The organism is Arthrobacter sp. TmtSoilC48, assembly GCF_059739425.1.
Window position 1 is genome coordinate 379,474 of record NZ_AP046049.1, and the last position, 25,435, is coordinate 404,908.

Genomic DNA, 25,435 nt, shown 5'->3' on the forward strand with positions numbered 1-25,435 from the left:
CCATTCAGGGCGTTGCGCCGAGCTTCTCCCAGCGATCCCACGCTGCGGCCATCCTGCCCGCCGCCTCAGCCATATGATCTTCAGCGGTCCCCGCGAACCCGATCAGCAGCGCCGGTGGCAGGCGCCGGGTTACCCGGTATTCGCCGAGGGGGTAGGTGTACACGCCACCCGCTGCGAGCCCTCGGGCCACCTCGATATCGTCCGAAGGTTCCCGAAGCCAGCCCATGACGTGAAGGCCCGCATCCACGCGTTCTGCTTGGATCCGGTGGCTTAATCGCTGATCGATCGCTTCGAGCAGGGCGTCCTGGCGAGCCGCATACAGACGCCGGGTCCGGCGCAGATGTGCATGCAAATGCCCTTCTGAGAGGAAGTCCGTAAGGGCCGCCTGGAGGACCGTCGCGGGCGGCCGGCCAATGATGGAAGATACGGAGGCGAACGGCTCCACCAGATCCTCCGGCAACACGCAGTAACCGAGCCGGATGGATGGCGCGAGTACCTTGCTGAACGAGCCCACAGTGATGACGTGCCTGCTCAGATCCAGTCCGAACAGCGTCGGAAGAGCCTTACCGCGGTAGCGAAGTTCGCTGTCGCAGTCATCCTCCACGATCCAGCTTCCGTTTCGTTCCGCCCAGGCGATCCACTCCGCCCGCCGTGCCGGACTCATTGCCGTGCCGAGCGGATGCTGCCGCGCTGGAGTCAGGCAGGCAAGACGAGCCGGGGACCCGCCGTCGAACTCGTCCGGAAGGACCGCCCCCTCCGCGTCAATGGGGACGCCCTGGACCGGGCAGCCTTGGGACTGGAAGGCGAGCCGTCCGGAAATATGGCCTGGGTCCTCGACGACGACGGTGTCGCCGGCGTCCAGGAGGAGCGCCGCGAGCACATTGAACGCCTGCTGGGCACCGGAGGTGACGATGACCTGTTCCGGCGTGCACCCCAGACCCCTGACATCGTTGACGTAGTCCGCGATCGCTTCCCGCAAGGGACGGTGGCCATGCGGATCGCCGTACCCGTTCATGAACTGCTCTGTGCTGCCGGCATGGCGCCCCAGGAGGCGCTTCCATGTAGCTGCGGGGAAGGCCGAGGCCGCCACCTGGCTGGCGACGAATGATTCCGACTCGGTGGGTGCCCAGGCGTGCGGCGCGTCCCCGGACAGACCGGCGCCCCGTGAAGAGGTGGCCGCTCCGCGTTCGGAGAGCGGTGGCCGGGTCAATGGCTGCCGCGGAGCGTGGTCACTCCATAAGGTGTCGACGTACGTGCCGTCGCCCGCGCGCGAGCGCAGGAAGCCCTCGGCGGTGAGTTGCTCGAACGCCGAGACCACCGTGATCCTGGAAACTCCCAGCTCAGCCACCAGCGTGCGGGTGGAGGGCAGGCGGGTTCCGCTTGGCAGCGATCCTGTCAGGATCTGGGTGCGCAATTGCCCGTAGAGTTGCCGATGCAGGGGCTGGGCCGCGTCGCGGTGGAGCTCGAGTCCGGCAAGGAGACGGCCGCCGGCGCTCTTCATCCCGCGGACCGCAAAGCTGATTTCACTTCTTCCGGGCCTTCAAGTCCGCAACAACCTTCGCGATCCGCCGAGCCCGGGTCTCCTCCGTCTTGGCGTCTCCAATTGGTTCCACGTACCGGCGTTGGGCACTGTAGTTCAGCGTTCCATAGAAGGCCTTGGCCTCGGGCTCAGCCTCAAGGGCCGCAGCAAGATCGTCCGGAACCTCGATCACACGTGGCTGCGTGTCCACTTCCAGGTCCACGTCCACGGTGTCGCCAGCGGACGCGCCGGTCAGGTCCCTGTTCGCGGAACTGACACCCACCATGTATTTCCCACCCATCACCGCGATGCTGCTGCGATAGCTCTGGCCGTTGATGGTCACAACCACTGGGGGCCGCTTGCCGGCATCAAGCGCACTAACTACGTCCTCAGGAACCTCAATGCCGGCCTTGTTGCCATCGCCGACGATGGTCGTGGTGAATTTCATGTCCCAAGTATGCCGTCGGCCACCCGTAGACGCACCCCGCCAGCCGGACTACGTTCGGTATAACCAACTACCAAGTGAACCGAGGAGCGCGAACCATGGACGAGCAGGATCTTCTGGAACGGATTCAGTCACTCGTGGAAGAGGAGCACCGGCTGCGTGACGCAGCGGTGGGCGGGGGAACTGAGGACGACGTGGACGGCGACGGCAGCCGCGCACGCCTGGCGCAGCTCGAGGCTCAACTCGACCAGTGCTGGGACTTGCTCCGCCAGCGCCGGGCCAAGAAGCGTGCTGGTGAGAATCCCGACGACGCCGAACCGCGTCCCATCAGCGAAGTCGAAGGCTACAGGCAGTAGTCCCGCCCGACGACAAGGAGCTACGCCCCCTCAAGCACCTGGCTGGTAGCCCACGCAACGTACTTGGCCGCGTTGGCAACGGCATCTGCGACATCCGGAACGCCATCCTTGCGCTGTGCGACGTCCAACAACTGGGCCGCAGCTACTATCCCGTGTTTGGCGAGATCCTCCGGCGTCACCGTGATTCGGCCTGCCACAGCCACCACGGGAATGCCATGGACGCTTGCGGCGTCGGCCAAGGCGATTGGAGCCTTGCCGGTGAGCGACTGCTCATCCATGGAACCCTCGCCCGTAATCACCAGGTCCGCCTCGCTAAGGTGCGAAGCCAAGCCGGTCAGCCCGGCCACCAGCGCGAAGCCGCCTTCAAGCGCCGAGTCCGTAAAGGCAAGGAACGACGCCGGGAACCCGCCGGCCGCTCCGGCTCCCGGAACGTTGACGTCCCGGCCCGTGGCTTCCCGTAGGAGCGATGCCCAGTTGCGGAGGCCGGCGTCGAGCCTTTCAACAGCATCTTCGTCGGCTCCCTTCTGGGGGCCGAAAACATGAGCGGCGCCTTCCGGCCCGAACAGCGGGTTTTGGACGTCGACGGCGATCCGGAACTTTGCTTGTGAAAGCCGCGGGTCCAGTCCGGAGACATCCAGGGCAACGACGTCGGCGAGCGAACCTCCGCCAAGAGGCACCACATTCCCGGCAGCGTCCAAGGGCTTAAGCCCCAGCGCACGCAAGGCGCCACTACCGGCGTCGGACATTGCCGAACCGCCAAGTCCCAGCACAATCTCGGTGGCCCCGGCGTCGAGCGCCGCAGCGATGAGCTGTCCGCAGCCGTAACTGTGGGCCCGCAAAGAATTCTCGGGGGTGGGCTCCATGAAGGCAAGGCCGGAAGCCTGGGCGGTTTCGATGACGGCTGTGGCTCCGCCGAAAGAATCTTTGCGGATGGCCCAGGAAGCTCCGACCGGCTTGAGAATTGGACCCACAACGGCGTGGTTCCGCTCATCGTAACCGGCGGCGATAGCGGCATCGAGTGTGCCTTCACCACCGTCAGCTACGGGAAATTGGGTGGTTACGGCGTCCGGATAGACGCGCAGTGCGCCCTCGGCCATGGCTGATGCGGCTTCCGCGGCGGTGAGGGATCCCTTGAACTTATCCGGGGCGATGAGGATACGCATGGGTCCATCTTGCCAGCTTTGCCCGGAAAGCGGTTGCCGGTTACGAAGATTGCGTCACTCGTTCAGGGCGCGTAGCGGGGAACCCTCAAGCCACCCCTTGACGTCCTCGAATGCCCCGCCATAAAACTGCCGGTAGCTCTCGTGCGTCACATATCCGATGTGCGGCGAGAGCACAGTTCGCGACGAATGAAGCAAAGCATGTCCGGCGGGCAGGGGCTCCTCGTCAAAGACATCCATTGCAGCGCCACGAATCCAGCCCTCTTCCAGCGCCCGGATCAGCGCTGCCTCGTCCACCAGCGGCCCCCGTGCGGTATTGACCAGAACGCCCTCAGGTCCAAGCAGCCGCAATTCCTCCTCGCCAACAATGCCTTCCGTCCGCTCAGACAAACGCAGATGCAAGGTCACGACGTCGGACTCCCGGAACAGCTCCTCTTTGCCCACCCTTCGGGCACCGGCAGCCTCGGCCGCCTCCGCCGTCAGGTTCTGGCTCCACGCCAAAACATCCATGCCAAAGGCCTTCGCGTAGCCTGCAATCCGCTTCCCGATCTTGCCGAGGCCGACGATTCCCAGCGTCTTTCCTTCGAGTTCAAACCCGACGGCGGTCTGCCAGTCGCCTGCCCTCAGCGAGTTTTCCTCCACAACCAGGTTGCGGGCAAAAGCGAGCAGCAACGCCCACGTCATCTCCGGTGCCGCTGCCGGTGAACCGCCCGTTCCGCACACCAGGATGCCACGCTCCGACGCAGCCTCAAGGTCGATCGCAGCATTGGCCATGCCCGTGGTCACAAGCAGTTTCAGGTTGGTCAATGACTCGAGCACCCGGCGCGGGAAACGCGTCCGTTCGCGCATCGCCACAATGATGTCGAACGGCGCCAAAGCTGCCACAGCCTGCTCTTCGGAAACAAAAGGTGCGCTGAAAACGCTGACCTTCACGCCGTCGTCGAGCAGCGAATCCCAAGGGGCGTAGTCACTGGCAACCTGCTGATAGTCATCAATGATGGCCAAGCGGTAACTCGTCACGTCATTCTCCTCGCGCGGCGGCTGGTGGTAGAAACACCATCTCACGTGCACCGGCGGGTGGGTGCGCATTTTCCGGTGATGCGCTTGACTGGAAATTGAACCCTTCCCCGTCCGAAGGAGATGCGTTGACAGAGCCCAAGATGATGCCAGCCGTTCCCAAGCCCGAGCATCCCCGTCCCCAGCTTCTCCGCGCGAACTGGATGAACCTCAACGGAACCTGGGGTTTTGAGATCGACGCCGGCGACTCGGGTTTGGAGCGCGGACTCGCCAGGCACGAGCTCACCAGTGAGATCCTGGTGCCGTTTGCCCCGGAATCGGTTCTTTCCGGAATTGAGCACGTGGATTTCATGGAAGCTGTTTGGTACCGACGTACGGTGACCATCCCCCAGGAGTGGGCCGGCCAGAACGTCCTCCTGCACTTCGGCGCCGTGGACCACGACGCGACTGTCTGGGTCAACGGCATTGAAGTGGCCCGCCACAGGGGTGGTTTCACCCCCTTCACCGCCGATCTTGGTGGAGTGGCCGAGCCCGGCACGGAAGCGGTCATCGTTGTCCGTGCACGTGACTCGCGGCACGAAATGCAGGCACGGGGCAAGCAGGCAACCTGGTACAACAACACTCATTGCCAGTACACCCGCACCACGGGAATCTGGCAGACGGTGTGGATGGAAGCTGTCCCGGAGGTCCACGTTAAGCGCCTCCGAATGACTCCCAACCTGGCCGGTTCCAGCATCACGATTGAGGTTCCGATCAGCCAGAACCGCGCAGGGCACACGGTGACTGCTGTCCTCAGCGATGAGGGCGGTACAAATGTGGAATCTACGGCCAGAGCCGACTTGGATCTCACGCCAACATTGTGCCTGGGCATTCCCGCTGGATCCCTGCGCCCTTGGTGCATTGAGGACCCCTTCCTTTACGACCTTGAGGTGACAGTCCGGGATGCTGCCGGAACAGTCGTTGACCGTGTCAGCAGTTACGCGGCCGTTCGTTCAGTTGCCCTTGACGGCAAAGTGGTTCGTCTAAATGGCAAGTCCGTGTTCCAGCGATTGGTGCTGGACCAGGGATATTGGCCGGAGTCGCTCATGACCTCGCCGGATGACGCTGCGTTGGTCAAAGACATCGAGTTGTCCATGGCGGCAGGATTCAACGGTGCACGACTCCACCAGAAAGTGTTCGAAGAGCGCTTCCTCTACCACGCAGACCGGCTCGGCTACCTGGTCTGGGGCGAGTTCGGCGACTGGGGCGTCTCCGGAGGAGGAACCATTGGCCAGAACCAGAAGCCAACAGCGAGTTTCGTAGCCCAATGGCTTGAGGTGCTTCAACGCGACTTCAACCATCCCTCGATCATCGGATGGTGCCCCCTCAACGAAACACACCAGATCCTGCACGATCGGCTCACGGTATTGGATGACGTCACGCAGGCCATGTTCCTTGCCGCGAAATTGGCCGACCCCACCCGGCCTGTCATCGATGCATCCGGATACTCCCACCGCATCCGCGAAACCGACATTTACGATTCCCATTCCTACGAGCAGAATCCGGAGCAGTTCCGGATTGAGCAGCAGGGCCTTTCGGACGGGAAGCCTTTTGTAAACCGGAATCCACAAGGTGAGGAATACTCCGTGCCTTATGCTGGCCAGCCATATTTGGTGTCCGAATTCGGCGGTACTTGGTGGAACGAAACGGAGGCTCGCCAAGCCGCGGCAGAAGCCGGCCTCGGAACGGATGTATCGACGTCGTGGGGTTACGGCCAGCGCGTCAGCAGCGAGGAAGAGTTCTACGCCCGTTTCGACGGACTATGTGGCGTGCTCCTGGATAACCCGGACATGTTTGGTTACTGCTATACGCAGCTGACGGATGTCTTCCAGGAAAAGAATGGCATCTTCACTTTCGATCGCGGAGCCAAGTTCGATCTCGAGCGGATCCGGGCCAGCCAGGTCCGTAAGGCAGCCATCGAAGCCCGCCGAGATGGCATTTGATGACAATGTTGCAGCCTGGGACTGTCATCAAATGCCACTTCGACGCGAAGCGTCGCCCTAAACCCACTGCCCCCGGCGCACCATGACGTCCTTCAGCAGGTCCAGCCGGTCGGACACTATTCCGTCAACGCCAAGGTCCAGAAGTCTTTCCATCTCGGCGGAATCGTTGATGGTCCAGACGTGAACCTGCACGCCCACGCGGTGCGCGCGACGAACAAAACCGGCAGTTACCACCGGAAACCGGCCGTATCGGACCGGCACCTGGAAAGCGTCGACGCCGGTGAGCACCTTGCGGGCCAGGCCCGCCGGCAGCACGGATCCAAGAAGTACGAAAAGCGCCGTCGGGGTGCTTCCAGCCGAAGAAGCGGTCCGCTGGCTGAGGAGTTTCAACACTGCACGACGACGCCGGTCGGAGAAACTCGTCACCAACACCCGGTCATGGATGCCGTGCTTCTCGATGGCTTCGGCCATCGATTTAACGGAATTCCAGTCCTTCACGTCCAGGTTCAGGCGGGCATCGGGAAAAGCAGCTACGAGCTCGTCAAAAGTCGGCACAGGTTCCACTCCGCCGATGCGGGCCTTGGCTACCTCGTCTGCCGTTAATTCGGCGATCCGCCCGGATGAATCCGTGACCCGGTCCAGGGAAGAATCGTGGAAAACGAGCAGGACGCCGTCTGAAGTGGTGTGTACGTCGGTTTCAAGGTGCAAAGTGCCCAGCTCAACCGCGGCCCTAAACGCAGTCAAGGAGTTCTCCATCCCATGCAGGGAGAATCCCCGGTGGGCAAAGGCCACCGGGCCCACAGTGCCATCCTTGCGGAGGAAATATGGCAGCGTCACACCCGAAGCGTAGCCCATTGCGCATAGGCACCTACGCTTCGTCGGTGACCGTCACCTTCTCCAGTGGGACCACGGCCACCCCATCGCTGACGTGCACCAGCGTACGGCCGCGACCGCCGTCGAGCTCCACCCAAACTGCCGTTGCGTCGCCGGTAACGGCGTCCACTATGCCGGCCGATTGGTACCCGGGCGTTAGGGTCACGCTCACGCGGTCGCCTTGGCGAAGCGACCTCCAGTGGTGGTCCGGTTCGATCCGCCGCAACGGAGCGGTGTTGAAATCGTTGATCCTACGCTTGGCCATGATTCCCCTACATCCAACAAGCAAAACGTGTCTGTGGCTGAGAGCCTACGGGCGCAAGTTGAACGCGGGTTGTATGGAGACTGGGAAGTTGGTGACAGCTTTGCGGAGCATCAGGGCTGCCAAACTAGTGGCATGACTGTATTGATTGCCGGGTGCGGCGACCTTGGAACCGAAGCAGGACTGCGTTTCGCAGAGCTGGGCCATGACGTGATCGGGCTTCGCCGTTCCCCGGAAAAGCTCCCGGCGGGGATACGAGGCATGCGCGCAGACCTCGCACGTGGAGTCCCGGTCATCCCAGCAGATGTGAACATCGTTGTGGTCGCCATCGCCGCCGATTCTTCCACCGAGGAAGCATACCGGGCCGCGTACATAGACGGCCTCCGAAATATTCTGGACGCCTTGGTTCGTGATTCTGTTGAACCGGAACGCATCTTGTTCGTCTCCTCCACCGCCGTCTACAAGGACTCCGACGGAGCGGTGGTGGACGAGACCACACCCACCGAGCCCACGCGCTTCAGTGGCAAAGTCCTGGTGGAGGCCGAAAATATGCTCCATGCCCGCAGTCGGGAAACGGAAACTCAACCCATCGTCCTTCGGCTCGGCGGCATTTACGGTCCCGGGCGGACTCGGCTGATCGACCAAGTCCGGTCAGGGCAAGCCGTGATTCCGGCGCAGCCCCGGCACACCAACCGTGTTCACAGGGACGACGCCGCGGCCATGATCGTGCACCTCACCACGATGGATCAGGACCCTTATCAGGTCTACGTGGGCGTGGACGACCACGCGGCTGAGATGGGTGACGTCATGCGGTTTCTTGCTTTGGAAATGGGAAACCCGGAACCACCAATGGCGTCGGAAGACCAACACGGCGGCCCCGGGGACAAGCGCTGCTCCAACCAGAGGCTGCGCGGAACTGGCTTCGAGTTCGCCTTCCCCACTTACGTTGAGGGCTACCGCGCCGTGCTGGCAGGCCAGGGTGTGCGCCACCCGTGACGCAGCCACGTGTCTTTCGTGTCTGAAGTAGCTAGACCGTTTGCTCCGTTAGTTTCGCCTCGAGGATCTGCGCCACTCCGTCGTCGTCGAAGTGGGGCGCCTGCTGCCCCGCAGCGAGGATCGCTTCCGGGTGGCCGCTGGCCATCGCGTAGCCGTGACCGGCCCAGCGGAGCATCTCGATGTCGTTGGGCATATCCCCGAACGCAACGACGTCGGCGGCGTCGATCCCCAGAGACTCGGCGTACTTCGCGAGGGTGACGGCCTTGTTGATGCCGGGCACGGACATCTCGAGCATTGCGGTGCGCGGTGCCGAGTGCGTCGTGCTGACCAGATGGGCCACGGCAGGCTGAACTTCGGCAAGGAATTCGTCCGGGGTGCCTTTGCGGGTTATGGCGAGGAATTTCACGACGGCGTCATCCGCCGTCAGCGTCTGGTCCAGCGGTGCGGGGGTGAACTCCGCAAGCAGCTCGCTTGTTTCGTTCTCGAGGAAGCCCGGCTCCAGTTGGAAACCAGTCAGCGTTTCCACGGCGAACAAAGCATCCGGCCGGAGGGACTTGATGATGCGTCGCGCTTCAAAAATGGAGGTGATATCCAATGTGCAGGAAGAAATGGGCTTTTCGGTTTCCAGGTCCCAGACCACCGCGCCGTTGGAGCAGATCACGATACCGCTGTGCCCCAGTTGTTCCTGAAGCGGGTACAACCACCGCGGGGGGCGGCCCGTGACGAACACAAGCTCCACCCCGGCGTCCCGGCATGCTTTGAATGCCTTGACGGTCCGATCACTGATCTTGCCGTCATGACCGAGGATGGTGCCGTCAATATCACTTGCTACGAGGCGCATCATGTCAGTCTACGTGGCTGTTGAGAACCCAACTGCCGCAGCTAACGCTCGAACATGCCAGTGATGGTTCCGCGCGCCAACGTATGCGCAGGAAGGACTGAGGCAAGTATGCGCGCCTCGGAATCCTTTTCGATTGCCAGGTCCTCCACGTCCAGCGCATGTACAGCCACTACGTAACGATGCGGTCCATGCCCTCTGGGAGGCGCCGCCCCAACATAGCCGCTGCGGCCGCCGTCGTTCTTCAACTGGAACGCACCGGCAGGCAACGCGTGGCCGCCCTTGCCCCCGGAACCGGCCGGAAGACTTAATACCTCAGGAGGAATATTAAGTACGGCCCAATGCCAGTAGCCCCCAGGGCCGGGAGCGTCGGGATCCCACATGGTGACCGCGAAACTCCTGGTTCCGTCCGGAGCTCCGCTCCAGCTCAGCTGGGGAGATATGTCTTGGCCGCCCGCACCCAGAATCCCGCTCCGCTGATCGGGGCCGAGAGCATCGCCGTCGTTGAATGACTCGCTCGCAACCTGCAATTCATGGTCTTGCATGCGCACCTCCTCTTGGCCGGACTACACCGGCAAATGTTCTGGCTGAGAACAGTCTTAGCTGGCAACAGCCCGGTGGTTGAGCTCAGCCCGTGTGGGCGGATTGGCGCCGGCGCGGGACACCGTGACCGCGGCGGCACGGGTCGCATGATCCATGATGGCGGCGAGGGTTTCAGCCGGCATGGCTCTGAGTGCCCCACGGTTTTGCGCACCGTCCAGCCCGCGGTCCACTATTGCTGACAGCAGCCCCGCCATGAACGAATCGCCGGCACCAACCGTATCCACCACCGTCACGTTAGGCGCCGGGACCTGGGTCTCGCCGATGGCCGTGATTCCCCACGGACCACGCGCGCCCCGCGTCACCACCACCAGCGCGGGTCCTCCCGTACCTCCCAGCGACAACCAACGGCGTGCCGATTCCAGCGGATCAATGCCCGGATAGAGCCACTCAAGATCTTCGTCGGAAGCCTTCACGACGTCGGAGAGCACCACGAAGCGTTCGGCCTGCCGCCGTGCGTAATCGCGATCGGTAATGATGCTGGGGCGGCAGTTGGGATCGAAGCTTATGGTGCTGCTCGGGTGGGCATGCTCGACGGCTGCAAGCACGTCCGCGGCACCGGGCTCCAAAGCCGTGGCTATTGAACCCGTATGCAGCAAAGTGGCCCCCTGCAGCATGAGCGGCAACCGCTCTCCGAGGCCCGGCAAATCCCAGGTGAGATCGAAAGTGTAGGTGGCGGCGCCGTCGTCGTCGATCACTGCCGTGGCTATGCTCGTGGGTTTGCCGTCGGGCGGAAGGGGGACCATCACGGAACTGGACCGCAGGTGCGCCGCAACGGAATCGCCGTACGCGTCCTGGCCAAAACGCCCGATGAACTGCACGGGGTGATCCAAACGCGCCAAGCCAACGGCGACGTTGAGCGGACTGCCGCCAACGTGCGCCTCGATTCCGCTGGGGCGCTGCACAACGTCAACCAAGGCCTCGCCAATCACAGTCAGCATGGGACCACTCTGCCAGAGGAAGGGTGGGCGCTACCAGTGATTCAGGAGAGCAGGCGTTGTACCAATTCGCGGCATTTCTTGTAAGCCACGGCCTTTGGATCTATGAGATCGAAGTGATCCCCGGGGACACGCAGCAATTGCGCTGCGCTGCCCGCTGCTGTTGCCGCGGCGACGTAGGCCTCGGACTGGCTGACCGGAACGTCCTCGTCGTCGGTAGCGTGGACGGCGAAAACCGGAACATCAATAGGCAGGGAACTCATGGGGTCCGCGTATTTATGCCTTTTGGGGTATCTTGCAGAATCGCCGCCCATGAGGTTGCAGACGGCACCGTTGCTGAGGTTCAGTTTTTCGGCTGCAGCCAGGTTCAGCAAGCCGGACTGGCTGACGACGCCCGTCAGGTGGACGGCATTATCCTCCGGTGCACGCACCAGTTGACGGTCGGCGTCGGGCGTTCCGATGGCCGAGAGGCGCTGCCGTCCGGCGGCCCATACAGCCAGGTGACCGCCGGCGGAGTGACCCAAGGCCACTACCTTGCCAAGGTGGAGCTCGTGCTTTCCGGCGATTTCGGCAAGATGGTCAATGCCGGCCAGGATGTCTTCGAATGTATGGGGCCAACCACCGCCGTTGCCGGCCCGCCGGTATTCAAGGTTCCAGGCAGTAATTCCATGCGCCGCGAGGTCGCGGGCCAGGGGCTCGCCGAGCTCGGCGCCGTACTGTGAGCGCCAGTAGCCGCCGTGGATCACCACCGCGACACCACCCTTGACGGCTGACGCGCCGCGATGGTTCCCGTTGTTCGGTTCGGGTATGAAGAGTTCGCCCCATTGACTGGGGTGTTCGCCGTAGCTGTACTTGTGCCGCAACATTGCGCCCTCCTTTGTACCGAGCCTATCGTGACGTCCCGCAACTTTGGCTAGGGCACCCCGACGGCGGGTGGCCCGCGCCAGTGTCGGACCCGCCCCGTAAGCTGGGGGCATGGCAAGCAATTGGGACAGCCTGGACCAGGACCAGCGCGATGCAGTGGACGCGAACGTGGCGCTCTATGAGCGTGTTCGCCCTGCCCTGAAGCGGGTCACGCGGGATGTGCTGCTGACCCTAAGGGACATGCTCAACGACGCCGAGGTCACTCCCCTGTTTGTTACCGGGCGGACCAAAACAGTGGAATCGTTCCGCGAAAAAATCTCACGCACGGATGATCCTCTGGAGCCGGGCGGCCCACGTGTACTCAAATTCCCGGACCCTTTCCGCACCTTGAATGACATGGTGGGCATCCGAGTCATCACCAAATTGCCTGCCGAGAACGCAGCCGTAGCCAACATCATCAAGAGGCAGCGCCAGCTCTTCGACTGCCGTGGAGACCGCGAGAAGGACATCGGTTCCATCGAATCGGGCACGTACGGTTACTCCAGCCGGCACCTCATCCTGCGAACCATCCAGAATGAGGCCGTCAAGGAGTATCAGCATGTCTTCAACCCGGACATGCCTGCCAACGGCAGCTACTTCTTCGAGTGCCAGATCCGCACGGTCTTTGCGCACGCCTGGAGCGAGATCGAGCACGATATCCGGTTCAAGGCGGAGGATCCGCGTGCATGGACCCCGCATTTCGACCGCCAGTTCACAGCCACTGCGGCCATGTTGGAAACCGTGGAAAGTGCCTTCGCGGACCTCCATGAGCGGTACGAAGAGGTCAGAAGCTATTGGGACCTGCACGGCGAGGGTGCTTCCCCGCTGACTCCCAACCGCGTGCGGGACGTCTGGCGTACGCTCCTGCCTCACGTTGACCGTAAAGTTGATGACGACTGGGGGTGGGCTGCCGAACTCCTGGCCGCCCACGGACTCACCAAAACCGTGGAACTCGCGGGGCTCCTTAGCGCCAACCGGATCACGGAGGTCCGCAAAGCCCTGGATCACCGCTACTCCCCGGGCCCCGACCGCCTCCTGGATGACCTCCTGCTGTGGCAGTACGGAACCGAACACATTGACCTCACCGCTGAGGCGCCCGACGTCGTTCCGCACCCGCGGCGCGATAGCCTCCAGCGGCGTCTGAAGCAGATTGAGCGTTACCGCCAGACTGCACTGTAAGGACGCCATGACTCCCGAGCAACTCATGTCACTGCGGGTGACTTTCCGCTCGCCCCGCCGCCTGCTGACGGAATCCCTGGCCGGACTGGTGGTTGCACTGGCGCTCATCCCGGAGGCCATCGCGTTCTCGATCATTGCGGGCGTCGATCCCAGGGTCGGGTTGTTCGCGTCCTTCACCATGGGCGTCGTGACGGCCCTTGTTGGTGGTCGACCAGCCATGATCTCTGCGGCGACAGGGGCTGTGGCCTTGGTCATCGCTCCCGTGATGAAGGAGTACGGACTCGACTACCTGATCGCCACGATCATCCTGGCGGGTATCTTCCAGATCATCCTCGCTGTCCTTGGTGTTACCCGGCTCATGCGCTTCATTCCGCGGTCGGTGATGATCGGCTTCGTGAATGCACTGGCAATTTTGGTGTTCATCTCGCAGATGCCCGAACTCTTCAATGTCCCTTGGATGGTCTATCCAATTGTTGCCGTGGGTCTCGTCATGGTCTTTGGCCTGCCTCGCCTGACCACGGCCATTCCCGCACCCCTCGTGGCGATCGTGGTCATCACCCTGGTTACCGTTCTGGGGCACATCGACGTTCCAACGGTTAGCGACAAAGGCGAACTCCCCCACAGCCTGCCCGGGTTCTTCCTGCCCAATGTCCCGCTGGATCTGGAAACGTTCCGGATCATTGCGCCATTCGCACTGTCCATGGCCCTTGTTGGCCTGCTGGAATCACTCCTGACAGCCAAGCTCGTGGACGACATCACGGACACACGATCAAATAAGACCCGCGTTTCCTGGGGCCAGGGAGTGGCGAACATCGTCACAGGTTTCCTTGGTGGGCTGGGTGGTTGCGCCGTGATCGGACAGACCATGATCAACGTCAAAGGATCCGGCGCGCGGAGCCGGCTTTCCACTTTTTTGGCGGGCGTCTTCCTGCTGGTCCTGGTGGTTGTCCTGGGCGACGTTGTGGGGATGATTCCCATGGCGGCCCTTGTTGCCGTGATGATCTTCGTTTCCCTGATTACCTTCAACTGGCACTCTGTTCGGCCATCCACCTTGAAGCGCCTGCCCAAATCGGAGACCGCCGTCATGCTGATCACTGTTGCCGCCGTTGTGGCGACGCACAATCTGGCGGTGGGTGTCGGCGTCGGCGTCTTGACCGCGATGGTGCTGTTTGCGCGGCGCGTGGCGCACTTCGCTACCGTCGAGCGGACGGAACTGGAGCTCAACGGGGAAACCGTGGCCACCTACACGGTGGATGGCGAGCTCTTCTTCGCTTCCTCCAATGATCTGTACACCCAGTTCGACTACGCAAAAGATTCCTCGGAAGGCATAGATCGCGTAGTGATCGATCTGCACGCCTCGCACCTTTGGGATGCATCAACTATTGCGGTACTGGATTCCGTCACCGAGAAGTACCGGAATCACGGCCGCGAGGTGGAGTTCATTGGTCTGAACGAGGCAAGCGTTCGGATGCGCGAACGGCTCGCGGGAAAGCTGAACGACTGACCCGCCGCCCTCCCAAACAGCGGTCATCTGACATATATGCCCAGTTGAAAGTAACGAACTCGGTCATGCCCGCGGACCAATGTGAGCATGGATAAATGCTTGAGGCAACGAATTCCCAGACAGTGACTCTAGGGGCCGCGGCTCCCGTCAACCCAGCTCTCGCCGCAGAGGCCAGGATCGCGCGGATAGCCGTGACGGTTTTCCCACTCCTGGTTGTGCTGGCTGGCGTCCTCGGATTCCTCCTTCCGGAACTCTTCAAGCCCATGGGCGTCGCCGTTCCTTATTTGCTGGGCGTCATCATGTTCTGCATGGGCCTCACGCTGACGCCGCCCGACTTCGTTTCTGTGGCGCGGCGTCCTTGGGCTGTGGCACTCGGCATCGTGGCGCACTACGTGATCATGCCCGGGGCGGGCTGGTTGATTGCCGTCCTGCTTCAGCTTCCGCCCGAGCTCGCCGTCGGCCTTATTCTTGTGGGCTGCGCACCGTCCGGCACGGCGTCCAACGTGATGGCGTTCCTGGCCAAAGGCGACGTCGCACTGTCGGTGGCTGTCGCCTCGGTTTCCACGTTGATCGCTCCCGTCGTCACGCCGGCCCTGACTCTCCTGCTGGCCGGTTCGTTCCTGCACATTGATGCCGGCGCCATGGTGCTGGATATCGTGAAGACCGTGCTGCTTCCGGTCATCGCAGGCCTGCTCGCCCGACTCTTCCTGTCCAGGCTCGTCGCAAAGGTGCTGCCGGCACTTCCCTGGGCGTCCGCCGTCGTGATTTCACTGATCGTGGCTATCGTCGTGGCCGGCAGCGCCAGCAAGATCGTCGCAGCCGGCGCCATCGTGTTCCTGGCAGTCGTCCTCCACAATGGCTTTGGGCTGGGCCTGGGTTATCTCGCCGGTAAACTGGGCCGTCTGGATGACAAAGCCCGCCGCGCCCTGGCATTCGAGGTTGGCATGCAGAACTCCGGCTTGGCCGCGACCCTTGCCACGGCGCACTTCAGTCCACTGGCCGCGCTGCCCTCCGCCGTCTTCTCGCTGTGGCACAACATCTCCGGCGCGATTGTAGCGGCATGGCTGGCTCGCCGCCCGCTGAAGGACTAGCGTCCCCGGGCTCGCGTCCCGCAGCTCGACTTATACCTGCTTCAACCAGTTGGACACCCCTTGACGCAATTAGTTGTGAACGTTAACAATTACGGAAGCCAACAAGTAGCCAACCGGGAAGATCATTCAATGAAGAACTGGGCAGGAAACCTTGAGTATTCGTCCGCAGACGTCCAGCGGCCCACCTCCGTGGACCAGCTGCGCGGGCTTGTGGCGAACGCGCCGCGGATCAAGACCCTTGGTTCCCGTCACTCGTTCAACAACGTCGCAGACACCGATGGCATGCACCTTCTCCTGGATGCATTGCCCCAGGAGATCTCACTTGATCCCGGCAAGGGCACCGTCAAAGTCAGCGGCGGTATCAGCTATGGCGCACTCTGCCGGGCAGTCGAGGAACAGGGTTATGCCATCCACAACCTCGCTTCGCTCCCCCACATCTCGGTTGCGGGAGCCATCCAAACCGGGACGCACGGGAGTGGTGTCCGCAATCCCTCCTTGGCTGGCGCCGTCGAAAGCGTTGACCTGGTGCGGGCAAATGGCGAGCTGGTGACGCTTAGGCCGGACGACGACGAATTCCTCGCCAGCGTTGTGGGACTCGGCGCCCTGGGGATCGTCACCGGACTGGAACTGGCCGTCCGGCCGAGCTACCAGATGCGGCAGCGCGTGCTCACGGGGCTGCCGTGGGACCGGGCGCTGGCCGATTTCGTGAACATCGCGTCGGCCGCCTACAGCGTCAGCTTCTTCACGGACTACACCGGAGACGCCATCCCGCAGGTGTGGTTCAAAGCCCTGGATACCGAGCCAGTCCTCCCCGACCTCTTCGGTGCAAGCGCGGCTACTGCCGCTCTGCACCCGCTGCCCGGGATGTCGGCGGAGAACTGCACGGGTCAGCTGGACGAGCCCGGCAAATGGCTGGACCGCCTGCCGCACTTCCGCCACGAATTCACGCCGAGCAACGGTGAGGAACTGCAGAGCGAATTCCTCCTGCCCCTGGAGCATGCACCTGCGGCTCTTCAAGCTGTCCGAGAGCTCGCGGACAAGCTGGCACCCCTGCTGTTCATCTCCGAAATCCGTACCGTTGCGGCCGACGAATTCTGGCTCAGCCCGTTCTACCGGCAACAAAGCGTGGCCCTCCACTTCACATGGAAGCCACTGCAGGCCCAGGTGGAAGCGGTACTCCCGGAAGTTGAGGAAGCACTGCGTCCCTTCGGCGCGAGGCCACACTGGGGCAAGCTCTTCACGCCAAGCCTGTACGACTTCGCCAATCTCTACCCACGCTTCGAGGACTTCTGCAGCCTCGCCGCCACCAACGACCCCTCGGGCAAGTTCCGCAACGCCCTGTTGGACAGCATTTTGGGAGCCACAACCTCGTTGCTTGGCCGCTAATCCGTTGCTGCCCCACCACGGAATAGCAGGTTAGCGACGTCCCAGCGGCCCTCCTGACCAACGCGCACGACGACGGCGGCCCGGCTCCCCGCGAAGGGCTGGACCGCCGTCGGGGTTAAGTCGGCCGGACTACTGGATGTGCGCCAATACGGCTCCCGCGGTCACCACGCCGCCGGGTGCCGAGAGCACCTCGGAGAGCGTGCCTGCACGGTGGGCTGCCACCTGCGTTTCCATCTTCATGGCCTCGACTACCAGTAACGGATCACCTGCAGAAACCTCGGTACCGGGCTCCACGAGCCACTTCACCACGGTGCCGGCCATGCTGGAGACCAGGGCTGATTCCGCTGGCGCGGGTCCCCCGGAATCGGACGCTCCCGCGTCATCACCCTGCAACCCCGTGACCACCGAGCCTGACGGAAGTGCCTGCCCTGACCGGGCCCAACCCTCCAGCAGATCAGCCGGGAGTCCCACCGCGAGCCGCTTGCCGTCGACGTCCACGGTGATGGTCCGCCGCACGCCGCCAGGGGCAACCACGTTGTATTCGGGATCAACGGGGATCTGATCTGCAAAGTCCGTCTCGATCCACCGGGTGTGAACATTCAACCCGGCTACGGACGTAAAGTCATCGGACTCCACAACGGCGCGGTGGAACGGCAACACGGTGGGCAGTCCGGTGATCTCCATTTCCGCAAGTGCACGGCGTGCGCGGCGCAGCGCTTGCTGGCGGTCGGCGCCAGTAACAATCAATTTGGCCAGGAGCGAATCGAACTGCGGTGCAATAAACGAGCCCGCGCGGACGCCGGTGTCCAGGCGAATGCCGGGGCCGGTGGGCGCTTGGAACGATGCCACTGTGCCCGGGGAAGGCAGGAATCCGCGGCCAACGTCCTCTGCGTTGATGCGGAACTCGAAGGAATGGCCCCGTGCGATGGGATCCTCGGAAATGCTCAAGGGCAGGCCGGCTGCAACACGGAACTGCTCCTGAACGAGGTCAATCCCAGCCGTTTCCTCGGTAATAGGGTGCTCAACCTGCAGGCGCGTGTTTACCTCAAGGAAGGCCACGGCCCCGTCCGCGGAGACGAGGAATTCGACAGTCCCGGCGCCGTAGTAGCCGGCCTCGCGGACGATTGCTTTGGCTGCGTCATAGATCTGTTGCTGCTGGGACTGGGTGAGGAACGGCGCAGGCGCCTCTTCCACGAGCTTTTGGTGACGGCGTTGAAGGGAGCAATCGCGCGTACCCACCACAACGACGTTGCCATGGGTATCCGCAATGACCTGCGCTTCCACGTGCCGAGGCCTGTCAAGGTACTGTTCAACGAAGCATTCCCCACGGCCGAACGCTGTGATGGCTTCTCGCACTGCGGAGTCGAAAGCCTCCTCCACTTCGGCGAGTTCGCGGACAACCTTGAGCCCGCGGCCACCGCCGCCAAAGGCCGCCTTGATGGCCACCGGCAGTCCGTGTTCCTCGGCAAAAGCCCGGGCTTCAGCAGCAGTGGCAACCGGCCCATCGCTGCCGGCCACAAGGGGGGCACCGGCACGGACAGCGATCTCGCGGGCTGTGATCTTGTTGCCCAACTGTCGGATCGACTCCGGTGACGGACCGATCCACTCAAGTCCGGCGTCGAGGACTGCTTGCGCGAAGTCGGCGTTTTCCGACAGGAAGCCATAGCCGGGGTGGACGGCGTCAGCACCCGACTGTTTGGCAACGGATAGCAGCTTCGCGACGTTGAGGTAGGTCTCAGCAGGGCTGTTTCCTACCAGGCTGTAGGCCTCATCCGCGGCACCCACATGCATTGCGTCGGCGTCGATGTCCGCATAGACGGCCACGGACGAAATGCCGGCGTCATCGCAGGCTCGGGCGACTCGAACAGCGATTTCTCCGCGGTTCGCAATCAGGACCTTTCGCATCAAATACTCACTTCTCTGGGGTCTTGGTGAAGTCGGGGGAATCGGGGACCATCCGGAACCGGATCCGTCCGCCAATGGGGACCTGCCCGGCAAGGTCAAGGTGTTCGTCGCGAACCACGCCGATCACGGGGTAACCACCGGTGATGGGGTGGTCGGCCAGGAACAGCACGGGCAGGCCGGCGGGCGGGATCTGGAGGGCACCGGCCATGGTCCCCTCACTGGGAAGTTCACCCTCGCGGGCGCGCTGGAGAGGAGTACCGTCCAGTCGCATGCCCACGCGGTTGGATTGTGGCGTGACCAGCCATTCCTGGCTTGTTAGGGACTCGATGGCGGACTGATCAAACCAATCAGCACGGGGTCCGGGAACCACATCGAGAACGGTGACATTGGCACCCGGAAATTCCGGTTGCAGCTCCGGGCTTCCAACCGCAGTAGACGCCGTGGCGTCGCCCGCCGGGAGCTCCTGCCCGACCACCAATGGCGCAGGTCCGATCCCCGACATCGTATCGGCCGAACGACTCCCCAGGACTTCGGGAACCGCTATGCCACCGCGGATTGCAACATAGTTCCGGAAACCGGCCTCGGGCGGCCCGACGGTAAGGACTTCGCCGTCGAGCAACGCGAATGGAGCAGCCATGGGGACGCTGCGCACTGCGTCCTGGACGCCGCCGTCAGACTCTTCGAATTCAACCGACGACGGCGACTGGACCGTTAGGGTGGCGGGCGCACCTGTCACGGCAATCACTTGGTCGCCGACTGCCTCCAACGTCAGCCCGCCATTGACGGTTTCGATGGCTGCGGCTGACGAACTGTTGCCGACAAGACGGTTGGCCCGCCGGAGCGATGCCCGATCCAACGCACCGGCCGCCGAGACCCCCAAAGCCCCGTAGCCTCTGCGGCCAAGGTCCTCGATAAGGCTTTGAGCGCCGGGGTTGAGTACCCGTAATCCGGAGTCCGTGTGGTGATCCGAGTCGGGTTCAGCTTGATGCGCCGAACTGGCCGTGACGACCTCCCGAACAGCCCGGTACTGCACCCTGTCACCGGGCCGAACCAGGGCCGGTTGCGGACGGTCGAGGTCCCACATCCGGGCTCCCGTTCGGCCAATCAGCTGCCAACCGCCGGGAGAGCGCCGGGGATAGACAGCCGAGTACTGGCCGCCGAGGGCCACGGATCCAGCGGGAACAGCCGTGCGGGGTGAAGGGCGGCGGGGAACCGTGAGGACTTCGTTCTCGCCCACCATGTAGCCGAATCCGGGAGCGAAGCCAGCGAAGGCAACAGTCCAAATCTGGCCGGTGTGGGCCGCAATCACGCCCTCCACGCTCAGCCCCGTGAGCTCCGCGACATCGGCGAGGTCATCGCCGTCGTACACGGTATCGATGACGACCAGCCCGGAATCGGTAACGTCCGTCGCGACGAGTTCCAGTTCGAGCAACCGGGCGCCGATGGCCCGGGTTGCCGCTGCGGATTCGCCAACGACCATAACTGTTTCGGCTGCTGCCAGGACGTCTACCTGGCCAGGAAGCGGAGACTTGTAGAGCATGTCCTGCAAGGCCAGTACGTCCTGCAGCCCATCCAGCTCCGCAAGGACGGCACGTGTGCCGACGGGTCGCACGGACCGGACCCTCTTTGCGGTGGTCGTTTGCTTCGCGGTGGTCGTTTGCATCACGGTCTCCATCATCCGCTTCGTCGCCAATTAGGCGGCCGACTCCTGCAGCAGGCGAAGGTCTTCTTCAGGCTTCGGATCCCGGCCCAGTACCATGCCCACGATCGTGACTACGGCTGTCAGGACGAGGTACCCGGCGATCAAATACCAGCCGCCGGATGCCGCGCCGTAGAGGGCGGTGAAGATGATGGGCGCAACAGCTCCACCAATCACACCGGCCAGGGTGTAGGCCAGGGAGCTGCCGGCATAGCGCAGGCGGGCTGGGAACTGCTCAGTGATGAAGGCGGCCTGCGGGCCATACATGAACGCGTGCAGCGCCAAACCGATCACCGTGCCGATGGTCAGCATAACCACTGACTTGCCCTGGATCATGAGGAAGAACAGGGGAATATAGACGGCTGTGGCGGCTGCTGTGACGCCGTAGACAAGGCGGCGGTTGAAGCGGTCGGTAAGAGCGCCGGCCAACGGAATGAGGAACAGCTGGAATGCGGATCCGATGAGGATGGCTGCCAGGACATTGCCCGTGGTCATGCCAAGTTGCTTGGTGGCGTACACCGCAACAAACACGGTGAAAAGCGCGTAGAGGACGTCCGGGCAGACCCGGGAGAGCGCTGCTGAAACCAAGGCCTTGGGTTCAGTGGTGAAGACCTCTTTGATGGGTGCTTTGGGTCGTTCGCCGTGGGCCTGGATTGCCTTGAAGACCGGGGTTTCTTCGAGCTTGAGGCGGATGATCAGGCCAAAGACCACCAGGAGTGCGGATGCCAGGAAGGCGACGCGCCAGCCCCAGGAAAGGAAGGCCTCGTTGCTGAGTGAAGCAGCCAGGATGGCGAGGACGCCATTGGCCATCAGGTTGCCCGCAGGCGGGCCGATCTGTGCAGCGGAGGACCAGAAGCCACGCTTGTTGGGGTCGCCGAATTCACTGGACAGCAGAACCGCTCCGCCCCATTCGCCGCCTACCCCGATGCCCTGGGCGAGGCGAAGAAGAACCAGGATGGTGGGCGCCGCCACGCCGATGACTGAGTAATCGGGCAGCGCACCTATGAGTACAGTCGCGACGCCGATAAGCACCAGCGTGAATACCAGGACGTACTTGCGGCCAATCTTGTCGCCCAAACGCCCGAAGATGACACCGCCGATCGGGCGGGCCAAGTAGCCCACCGCGAAAGCTGAGAAGGAGAGCAACAGTGCAACGAACTCGTCGTTGCCGGGGAAGAAGATCTTGGGAAAGACGAGGGCCGAAGCCACGGAGTAGATAGCGAAGTCATAGTATTCAAGCGATGTGCCGGTGAGGCTGGCTATGTATGCCTTGAGGGCGCCGGCCGGTGGCTTCCTTGTCACGGCCTTGGCTGCGTTGGTGCTGGTCATGGTTTCCTCCGGGGGGATGAGGGGTGTGCTGCGGGGCCTGGTTCAAACAGGTCTAGAGGAACGAGCCGATGCTGACGCCGGCGTCGTCGAGAGCGGACTTCACTGCAGTGGCCATCGCGACGGCCCCCGGTGAGTCACCATGCACGCAGATGCTTTCTGCGCGGATCTTCAGGATGGAACCATCGATCGTCCTGACGGACTGTTCGGTGGCCATTCGCAAAACGTGTTCCGCCACTTCGGCGGGGTCGTGCAGGACGGCGCCTGGCTGTGAGCGCGAGACGAGGGTTCCGTCCGGGTTGTAGGCGCGGTCCGCGAACGCTTCGGCAACGCCACGAAGGCCGGCTTCCTCAGCGAGGCGCAGGACTTCGGAACCGGGAAGGCCGAGGATCGGAAGGTTGGGGTCAACCGATTTCACGGCGTCGACGACGGCCTTTGCTTGCGCCGTGTGCTTGACTATCGCGTTGTAGAGGCCGCCATGGGGCTTCACGTACTGGACGCCCGCACCCGTCGTGGCAGCCAGCGCCTGCAGGGCCCCGATCTGGTAGACGACGTCGTCGGCCAGCTCCATGGGATCAACGTCCAGGAAGCGACGGCCGAATCCTGCAAGATCCCGGTAGCCGACGTGGGCGCCAATCACGACGCCGGCCTCAGCCGCCTTTTTGCAGGTGCTGCGAATAACGCTGGGGTCGCCAGCGTGGAATCCGCACGCAACGTTGGCACTGGAAACGGATTCGAACATGGCTGCGTCGTCGCCCAGCGTCCAACGTCCGAAGGACTCTCCGACGTCGCTGTTCAGGTCGATGACTGCCATGGTGTAATTCCTGCCTCGTGATGTGCGTTACATCAAGGATGCACCAGATTTCCGGATTGTTCAACAATCCAGCGATCCTAATTTTTGGCAATCGTGTAATTTTGGTGTCATGGCCAGTGCAGATCAGGAACCACGGGGAAAAGCCGGCATCGACGGCGCTGGCGCCCGCATGCGCCTCCGAGTGCCTTCGGTTGCCGAGAGGGTTGCCGAAGAACTGCGCTACCAACTGGCCGAGGGCTTCCTCGTGCCAGGTGCCAAGCTCACGGAAGCCACCATCGCCGAGGACCTGGGGGTTTCGCGCAACACCGTCCGTGAAGCATTCGCCGAACTGGCCAGCGAGCGTCTGCTGGTGCGGCAACCGAACCGGGGCGTCTATGTGGCCACGTTGGAAGCTGGCGACATTCACGATGTCTACACCGTGCGCAGGGCCATCGAGGTCAGTTCCATCCGGGCCGGAGGCTCTCCAGAGCGCATCGCCGCAGTGAGGGCCGCCGTCGAGGAGGGAAAGCGCGCAGCAGCGGCAGACGATAACGAAGGCCTCGGCAGCGCCAACCAGCATTTCCACGGTGCCATCGTTGCCTTGGCCGAAAGCGGGAGGCTGAACTCGATCATGGCGCAAGTGCTAGCTGAGATGCGTCTTTACTTCCACAAGGCCACCATGAACGCGCACTTCTACAGCGACTGGCTCAAGGAAAACGAGCAGATCTGCTCGGCACTCGAATCCGGCGACCTGGAGCGCGCCGGGGACCTTCTGCTCGCCTACCTCAACAGGTCAGAGCAGCAACAGGCCGCGATCCACGGCGAATAGCCGGGATTCGCTGCTCCCTCCCACTTGCCTCAGTCCGCACGGCGAATTTTCGCCGATTGCTGCGCTCCAAGGCGCAAAATCGCGGAGCAACCGGGCAGGAGCGTCAGCGCTTGCCCTTCTTGCGCGAACCCTTGCCACGGCCCTTGTCCGGATTCGGGGCGTAGCGCTGCGCCACGGCGGGCTTCTTGGCCCCGCTCCCACGACGATCCGGCTTGGGCGCCTTCTTCGGCTTCTCCTGCCGGGCCGACGGCTGGCGTGAACTCTGCGCCGTCCGGCCGCGCACGATCCCAATGAATTCCTCAATCACCGGGCTATCTGTTCCAGCAAGCCAAGCGAGGCCAATCTGAGTTCCAGGAGCGCCGGTCAGGAGCCGCATCACGGTCTGCTTGTTGTTCAGGTGCCGGGCCACTGACATGGGCAGGATGGCCAACCCGGCTCCGGAAGCCACCACCTGCAAGGCCATATCCGGCCCGCCCATTTCCTCCACGTCCAGGAAATTCTCCTCGGACAGGTCCTCCAGCGCCACCTCTTCAAACACGGAGATCTCGTGTCCCTTGGGAGCGACCACCACCGGCTGCTCTTCATACAGGGGAATGACGTTCAGGCCTTCCCGGTCCACGGGCAGCCGAACAAAGCTAAGGTCAGCGGAACCGTCGTGCAAAACCGAAAGCTGCGCACCGTCGTCGGACATGAACGCGTGCAACGGGACGTCCGGCATCCGCTCTTCCCACCGCCGGATCCATTTCCCAGGCGTCACACCCGCAACATAAGCGAAGCGAAGCTCGCTCGGGGGCTCGGTTATTTGGGCGGATTCTTCAGCGTCTGGCACACACTCACAGTACCGGCCAGATACCCTTGAAGCATGACGTCCTCGAACTCCCAGTCCATGAAACCGGCAACCGTTGCCAAGAAACTCGGCATCTACCTGCCCGCGACACCCCAGGAGTTCCAGGATTCGTCCATCTCCCGCGAAGAATTCGCCGAACTCCAGGCCAACCCGCCGGAGTGGCTCGCCGAGCTCCGCCGCAACGGCCCGCACCCGCGCCCGGTAGTGGCACAGAAGCTGAACGTCTCCATCAGCGGCCTGGCCCGCGGTGGCGTCGAAGAAGCACTCACGACGGCGGAAATCACCGAGCTGCTGCAGGCTCCGCCGCAGTGGCTGGTTGTGGAGCGCGCCACGCACGCCGCCGTCCGCGCCGAAGCACAGCGCGTCAAGGAAGAGGCTGCGAAGAAGGCAGCCACCAAGGAAGCCAAGGACAACGCAGCAGCCAAGCGCGATGCCCCGAAGACGTCAAAACGCGATCACGCATAGTACGAGCTGGCTGTGGCCGGGACCAGTTGGTCCCGGCCACAGCTGTTTAACTAGTCCTGGTGTAGCTGCACGAAGTTGCCGCAGCCGTCGTCGAACACTGCGCTGATGCCGGAAGGATCCTCGGAGGGCTCGCCCTTGAACGTCACGCCGGCGGCAACCAAGCGCTCATACTCGGCCTGCACATCCGGTACGCCGAAGACGATGGCGGGGAGGCCGGCGTCGTGCACTGCGTTCATGTAGTTGGCACCGATCGGGTTGTCGCTGGGTTCCAGCAGGAGTCCCACGGAATTGTTGTCTGCGCTGTTATCCGCGCCGGGATCCTTAATGATGAAGAGGTTGTGCTCGGGCATGGCCATCAGGGTTTCGAAGCCCAACGTTTCCGTATAGAAAGCATGGGCCGTAGCGGGGTCCTTGACGTGGATGCTGCACATTTTCAGTCTCATGGGCCCTAGGCTACGCCCCTGGACCCGGAGAGTAGCAGCGCGGGAACACTCTGGCGCATACTGAAATCACAGCAGCGCG

At 63.0% G+C, this 25,435-nt stretch carries 25 protein-coding genes; 9 read left to right on the forward strand and 16 right to left on the reverse strand.

Annotated elements, in window-relative coordinates; all coding sequences use genetic code 11:
- Positions 1-4: 4 nt before the first annotated feature.
- Both pdxR and AC6I97_RS01890 read right to left on the reverse strand, forming a co-directional pair.
- The gene (pdxR, locus tag AC6I97_RS01885; protein WP_497943939.1) at positions 5-1,501 is read right to left on the reverse strand and encodes a MocR-like pyridoxine biosynthesis transcription factor PdxR; all 1,497 of its coding nucleotides are present in this window, start codon (positions 1,499-1,501) and stop codon (positions 5-7) included.
- 22 nt (positions 1,502-1,523) lie between these two features.
- Positions 1,524-1,967: a YdeI/OmpD-associated family protein gene (locus tag AC6I97_RS01890; protein ID WP_497943940.1), complete on the reverse strand. Its 444-nt coding sequence runs from the start codon at positions 1,965-1,967 to the stop codon at positions 1,524-1,526.
- Between the two features lie 95 nt (positions 1,968-2,062).
- Here AC6I97_RS01890 and AC6I97_RS01895 point away from each other — a divergent pair, with 95 nt between their 5' ends.
- On the forward strand, positions 2,063-2,320 hold the full coding sequence (locus AC6I97_RS01895; RefSeq protein WP_224094554.1) for a DUF2630 family protein: 258 nt from the start codon (positions 2,063-2,065) through the stop codon (positions 2,318-2,320).
- Positions 2,321-2,340: 20 nt separating this feature from the next.
- Here the strand turns inward: AC6I97_RS01895 and AC6I97_RS01900 are convergent, their stop codons facing one another.
- Positions 2,341-3,483, reverse strand: a complete 1,143-nt coding sequence (locus AC6I97_RS01900) for a glycerate kinase (RefSeq protein ID WP_224094553.1) — start codon at positions 3,481-3,483, stop codon at positions 2,341-2,343.
- A gap of 54 nt (positions 3,484-3,537) precedes the next feature.
- Positions 3,538-4,500, reverse strand: coding sequence for a D-2-hydroxyacid dehydrogenase family protein (locus AC6I97_RS01905; protein WP_309930337.1), 963 nt, complete (start codon positions 4,498-4,500; stop codon positions 3,538-3,540).
- Positions 4,501-4,640: 140 nt separating this feature from the next.
- On the opposite strand from AC6I97_RS01905, the gene AC6I97_RS01910 reads away from it, so the two are divergent.
- Positions 4,641-6,479 (forward strand): glycoside hydrolase family 2 protein, encoded by a 1,839-nt coding sequence (locus AC6I97_RS01910; RefSeq protein WP_497946873.1) that lies wholly within the window; start codon positions 4,641-4,643, stop codon positions 6,477-6,479.
- A gap of 57 nt (positions 6,480-6,536) precedes the next feature.
- On the opposite strand, the gene AC6I97_RS01915 is transcribed toward AC6I97_RS01910, so the two are convergent.
- Together AC6I97_RS01915 and AC6I97_RS01920 are read right to left on the reverse strand one after the other, a co-directional pair.
- Positions 6,537-7,334 carry a glycerophosphodiester phosphodiesterase family protein gene (locus AC6I97_RS01915; RefSeq protein WP_497943941.1) on the reverse strand — a complete coding sequence of 266 codons (798 nt, stop codon included), beginning with the start codon at positions 7,332-7,334 and terminating at the stop codon, positions 6,537-6,539.
- Positions 7,335-7,347: 13 nt separating this feature from the next.
- Positions 7,348-7,617: a hypothetical protein gene (locus tag AC6I97_RS01920; RefSeq protein WP_497943942.1), complete on the reverse strand. Its 270-nt coding sequence runs from the start codon at positions 7,615-7,617 to the stop codon at positions 7,348-7,350.
- 132 nt (positions 7,618-7,749) lie between these two features.
- Between AC6I97_RS01920 and AC6I97_RS01925 the strand changes: the two genes are divergently transcribed.
- Positions 7,750-8,610 carry an SDR family oxidoreductase gene (locus AC6I97_RS01925; RefSeq protein WP_497943943.1) on the forward strand — a complete coding sequence of 287 codons (861 nt, stop codon included), beginning with the start codon at positions 7,750-7,752 and terminating at the stop codon, positions 8,608-8,610.
- 31 nt (positions 8,611-8,641) lie between these two features.
- Here AC6I97_RS01925 and AC6I97_RS01930 read toward each other — a convergent pair whose 3' ends face one another.
- Genes AC6I97_RS01930 through AC6I97_RS01945 form a run of 4 tightly spaced genes read right to left on the reverse strand, consistent with a single transcriptional unit; the run spans position 8,642 to position 11,852 of the window.
- Positions 8,642-9,451, reverse strand: a complete 810-nt coding sequence (locus AC6I97_RS01930) for an HAD family hydrolase (protein ID WP_224095161.1) — start codon at positions 9,449-9,451, stop codon at positions 8,642-8,644.
- 41 nt (positions 9,452-9,492) lie between these two features.
- Positions 9,493-9,993, reverse strand: coding sequence for a YbhB/YbcL family Raf kinase inhibitor-like protein (locus tag AC6I97_RS01935; protein WP_497943944.1), 501 nt, complete (start codon positions 9,991-9,993; stop codon positions 9,493-9,495).
- A gap of 54 nt (positions 9,994-10,047) precedes the next feature.
- Complete coding sequence (locus AC6I97_RS01940; protein WP_497943945.1) at positions 10,048-10,989, reverse strand: carbohydrate kinase family protein; 942 nt, start codon at positions 10,987-10,989, stop codon at positions 10,048-10,050.
- Positions 10,990-11,030: 41 nt separating this feature from the next.
- Positions 11,031-11,852, reverse strand: a complete 822-nt coding sequence (locus AC6I97_RS01945) for an alpha/beta hydrolase (RefSeq protein ID WP_224094542.1) — start codon at positions 11,850-11,852, stop codon at positions 11,031-11,033.
- A gap of 109 nt (positions 11,853-11,961) precedes the next feature.
- Between AC6I97_RS01945 and AC6I97_RS01950 the strand changes: the two genes are divergently transcribed.
- From AC6I97_RS01950 to AC6I97_RS01965, 4 genes are all read left to right on the forward strand, one after another.
- The gene (locus AC6I97_RS01950; RefSeq protein ID WP_216924310.1) at positions 11,962-13,068 is read left to right on the forward strand and encodes a GTP pyrophosphokinase; all 1,107 of its coding nucleotides are present in this window, start codon (positions 11,962-11,964) and stop codon (positions 13,066-13,068) included.
- A 7-nt stretch (positions 13,069-13,075) separates the two neighbouring features.
- Complete coding sequence (locus AC6I97_RS01955) at positions 13,076-14,572, forward strand: SulP family inorganic anion transporter (RefSeq protein ID WP_309930352.1); 1,497 nt, start codon at positions 13,076-13,078, stop codon at positions 14,570-14,572.
- A gap of 95 nt (positions 14,573-14,667) precedes the next feature.
- On the forward strand, positions 14,668-15,663 hold the full coding sequence (locus AC6I97_RS01960; RefSeq protein WP_497943946.1) for a bile acid:sodium symporter family protein: 996 nt from the start codon (positions 14,668-14,670) through the stop codon (positions 15,661-15,663).
- Positions 15,664-15,792: 129 nt separating this feature from the next.
- Positions 15,793-17,049 carry a D-arabinono-1,4-lactone oxidase gene (locus AC6I97_RS01965; protein ID WP_497943947.1) on the forward strand — a complete coding sequence of 419 codons (1,257 nt, stop codon included), beginning with the start codon at positions 15,793-15,795 and terminating at the stop codon, positions 17,047-17,049.
- A gap of 129 nt (positions 17,050-17,178) precedes the next feature.
- On the opposite strand, the gene AC6I97_RS01970 is transcribed toward AC6I97_RS01965, so the two are convergent.
- From AC6I97_RS01970 to AC6I97_RS01985, 4 genes are read right to left on the reverse strand one after another with little or no spacing between them, the layout of a single operon-like run.
- Positions 17,179-18,954, reverse strand: a complete 1,776-nt coding sequence (locus AC6I97_RS01970; protein ID WP_497943948.1) for an acetyl/propionyl/methylcrotonyl-CoA carboxylase subunit alpha — start codon at positions 18,952-18,954, stop codon at positions 17,179-17,181.
- A 7-nt stretch (positions 18,955-18,961) separates the two neighbouring features.
- The gene (locus AC6I97_RS01975; RefSeq protein WP_497946876.1) at positions 18,962-20,629 is read right to left on the reverse strand and encodes a 5-oxoprolinase subunit B/C family protein; all 1,668 of its coding nucleotides are present in this window, start codon (positions 20,627-20,629) and stop codon (positions 18,962-18,964) included.
- An 18-nt stretch (positions 20,630-20,647) separates the two neighbouring features.
- Entirely contained in the window at positions 20,648-21,982 is a 1,335-nt protein-coding gene (locus AC6I97_RS01980; RefSeq protein WP_497943949.1) for an MFS transporter, read from the reverse strand.
- A 52-nt stretch (positions 21,983-22,034) separates the two neighbouring features.
- On the reverse strand, positions 22,035-22,793 hold the full coding sequence (locus tag AC6I97_RS01985) for a LamB/YcsF family protein (RefSeq protein WP_224094535.1): 759 nt from the start codon (positions 22,791-22,793) through the stop codon (positions 22,035-22,037).
- Between the two features lie 109 nt (positions 22,794-22,902).
- Between AC6I97_RS01985 and AC6I97_RS01990 the strand changes: the two genes are divergently transcribed.
- The gene (locus AC6I97_RS01990; protein WP_224165955.1) at positions 22,903-23,601 is read left to right on the forward strand and encodes a GntR family transcriptional regulator; all 699 of its coding nucleotides are present in this window, start codon (positions 22,903-22,905) and stop codon (positions 23,599-23,601) included.
- A 103-nt stretch (positions 23,602-23,704) separates the two neighbouring features.
- Here AC6I97_RS01990 and AC6I97_RS01995 read toward each other — a convergent pair whose 3' ends face one another.
- Positions 23,705-24,430: a LysR family transcriptional regulator substrate-binding protein gene (locus AC6I97_RS01995; protein ID WP_309930361.1), complete on the reverse strand. Its 726-nt coding sequence runs from the start codon at positions 24,428-24,430 to the stop codon at positions 23,705-23,707.
- A gap of 33 nt (positions 24,431-24,463) precedes the next feature.
- On the opposite strand from AC6I97_RS01995, the gene AC6I97_RS02000 reads away from it, so the two are divergent.
- Positions 24,464-24,913, forward strand: a complete 450-nt coding sequence (locus AC6I97_RS02000; RefSeq protein WP_216924330.1) for a DUF5997 family protein — start codon at positions 24,464-24,466, stop codon at positions 24,911-24,913.
- Positions 24,914-24,963: 50 nt separating this feature from the next.
- Here AC6I97_RS02000 and AC6I97_RS02005 read toward each other — a convergent pair whose 3' ends face one another.
- Positions 24,964-25,356 carry a VOC family protein gene (locus AC6I97_RS02005; protein ID WP_224165952.1) on the reverse strand — a complete coding sequence of 131 codons (393 nt, stop codon included), beginning with the start codon at positions 25,354-25,356 and terminating at the stop codon, positions 24,964-24,966.
- Positions 25,357-25,435: the final 79 nt, after the last annotated feature.